Source organism: Stenotrophomonas sp. Sm2128, assembly GCF_030985535.1.
In the GTDB taxonomy this organism is placed as follows: domain Bacteria; phylum Pseudomonadota; class Gammaproteobacteria; order Xanthomonadales; family Xanthomonadaceae; genus Stenotrophomonas; species Stenotrophomonas maltophilia.
In genome coordinates this window covers 1-2,611 of sequence record NZ_JAPTFQ010000150.1, presented here as the reverse complement: position 1 = coordinate 2,611, position 2,611 = coordinate 1, and the positions used below count along the sequence as shown (strand labels likewise).

General features: G+C 66.5%; 3 protein-coding genes. All 3 read left to right on the top strand.

Annotation, left to right across the window (positions count from 1 at the left end):
* The first annotated feature begins 174 nt into the window (after positions 1-174).
* The 3 genes from O0K41_RS22155 to O0K41_RS22145 all read left to right on the top strand — a co-directional run bounded on the left by O0K41_RS22155 (position 175) and on the right by O0K41_RS22145 (position 2,533).
* A complete protein-coding gene (locus O0K41_RS22155) occupies positions 175-1,038 on the top strand; it encodes a pirin family protein (protein ID WP_005410608.1) in 864 nt (287 codons plus the stop codon).
* 121 nt (positions 1,039-1,159) lie between these two features.
* Positions 1,160-1,879: an aquaporin Z gene (gene aqpZ, locus O0K41_RS22150; protein ID WP_005414195.1), complete on the top strand. Its 720-nt coding sequence runs from the start codon at positions 1,160-1,162 to the stop codon at positions 1,877-1,879.
* 195 nt (positions 1,880-2,074) lie between these two features.
* A complete protein-coding gene (locus tag O0K41_RS22145; RefSeq protein ID WP_005410610.1) occupies positions 2,075-2,533 on the top strand; it encodes a hypothetical protein in 459 nt (152 codons plus the stop codon).
* The last annotated feature ends 78 nt before the right edge of the window (positions 2,534-2,611 follow it).

Genomic DNA, 2,611 nt, shown 5'->3' with positions numbered 1-2,611 from the left:
CCCCCCACACCCCCCCCCGCCCGGCCAAGCGCGGCTTTTGCTTTACGCGACCAACCCCACAGCCACGAGGGGCTGCGCCGTTGGCTGGAACGCCCTGTTACCCATACGGGGCATGTCCCCGTCACAGCCGCATGCGATGCTGATCACCTGATCCCTGCCAGCGAGAACGCCCGCATGACCACCATCATCGCCCCGCGCGTGCACGACATCGGCGGACTCGAAGTCCGTCGCGCCGTCCCCACCCTGCAGGCGCGCAGCATCGGCTCGTTCGTGTTCGTCGACCAGATGGGCCCGGCGCTCATGCATCCCGGCACGGCCATCGACGTGCGCCCGCATCCGCATATCGGCCTGGCCACCGTCACCTACCTGTGGTCGGGCGCCATCGGCCATCGCGACACACTCGGTTCGGACCAGGTGATCCGCCCCGGAGACGTCAACTGGATGACCGCTGGCCGCGGCATCGCCCATTCCGAGCGCACGCCGCAACCGGACCGCGATCACGACAACCCGATCCACGGCATGCAGACCTGGGTGGCGCTGCCGAAGTCACATGAAGAGATCGAGCCGGCGTTCTACCACCACGCCGCGGCCACCCTGCCCGAGCAGCGCCGCAACGGTGCCTGGCTGCGCGTCATCGCCGGCCGCGCCTATGGCGAGGAATCGCCGGTGAAGGTGTTCGCCGACACCCTCAACGTGGCAATCGATCTCGACCCGGATGCGGAGATCGATATCGACGACGGCCACCGCGAGCGCGCGCTGTACATCCTCGAAGGCGACGCACAGCTGGATGGCGTGGACATCCCTGCACAGCATCTGGTGATTCCCGAAGCCGGCGCACGCGGCCGCCTGCGCGCGAAGACGCCGGTGAAGGCGATGCTGTTCGGTGGCGAGCCGCTGGATGGCCCGCGTCACCTGTGGTGGAACTTCGTGTCCAGCTCGAAGGAACGCATCGAGCAGGCCAAGCACGATTGGGAGGCCGGCCGCTTCGGGACCATTCCGGGCGACGACAAGGAATTCATCCCGCTGCCGCAGTACTGAACATCGCGTGTTGCACACGTCCGACGGTGTATGCCTGCACCCGGCGTTGACGCTACAGTCACCCGCTGATCATTGAAATGTGACATAAATCACACTTTCGACCGTCAAAGGAGTGCAACACATGAGCATGGGTAAACGCTTGTCCGCCGAATTCCTCGGCACGTTCTGGCTGGTTCTGGGTGGCTGCGGCAGTGCGGTGCTGGCCGCCAAGTTCGGCGGTGACAGCAATCCGCTGGGTATCGGGTTCCTCGGCGTGGCGCTCGCCTTCGGCCTGACCGTGGTGACCGGCGCCTATGCGTTCGGCCATATCTCCGGCGCGCACTTCAATCCGGCGGTCAGCGTCGGCCTGTGGGCCGGTGGCCGCTTCCCGACCAAGGACCTGGTGCCGTACATCATCGCCCAAGTGGCTGGTGGCCTGTTGGCCGGCTTCATCCTGCTGCAGATCGCCTCGGGGGCCAGCGGCTTCGCCATCGACGGCAGCCAGGCCGGTGCGTTCGCCAGCAATGGCTATGGTGCGCTGTCGCCCGGGGGTTACAGCGTGGCGGCGGCCTTCCTGTGCGAAGTGGTGCTGACCGCCGTGTTCCTGATCGTGATCATGGGCGCCACCCACGGCAAGGCACCGGCTGGCTTCGCGCCGCTGGCGATCGGCCTGTCGCTGACCCTGATCCATCTGATCAGCATTCCGGTCACCAACACCTCGGTGAACCCGGCCCGCTCCACCGCCGTGGCCTTCTTCGCCGGCAGCGGGGCGGTCAGCCAGCTGTGGCTGTTCTGGGTCGCCCCCCTGCTGGGCGGTGCGATCGGCGGCATCATCTACAAGTGGCTCGGCAACGACCGCTGAGGCCTGTGCGGACCATTGCGGCCGACCCTCGGCCGCAATGGTTACGCTTGTAACCGCAATTTGTGCGATCGCTCACGTTCCGTTAAGGTTGAGTTGACCGTCCGTGCACATGCCGGCCGGCGGGGCATCCGGGGATGGGATGCCAAGGCCGCCGGTCCATCCGACGGAGCCACGACACACCACCTTGGGGGATGCATGAAGTTCGCGCCTGTAGTGTTGTCGAGCCTGCTGTTCGCTGCGGCCCAGGCCGCCGCGCAGGCTCCCACCGAATGTCCTTCATTGCCGGCCAACAGCGGCCTGCAGTGGCAACAGCAGGCACAGGCCGATTTCCTGGTCTGCCGCGCCAGCACCAGCGATGGCCGCGAGGTACTGAGCCTGATGCTCAGTGCACGCGATCCCAACCTTCCATTGAACCGCTCGCTGCGCCACGAAAAGGGCAGCTTCGGCGGAGAATCACTGTACTGGTACCAGCCCGATCTGGGAGGCCAGCAGCCGCCCGGTTATGCCGAGCGCCGCATCAGCGTGGTCAAGCTCGACAAAGGGCGTTACGCGCAGATTTCGCTGTATCCGGACAGCGCGCAGGAACTGGGTTCGCTGCAACAGCTGGCGCAGGGGATGAGCCTGACCCCGTCGGCCGTGGCTGCCGGGAACTGACGATGGCGGGGATGACTGCCTTGCAGCATCCCCGCAATGCGAGCCGACCTGACGGTAGTGCCGGCCGCGGGCCCGCCC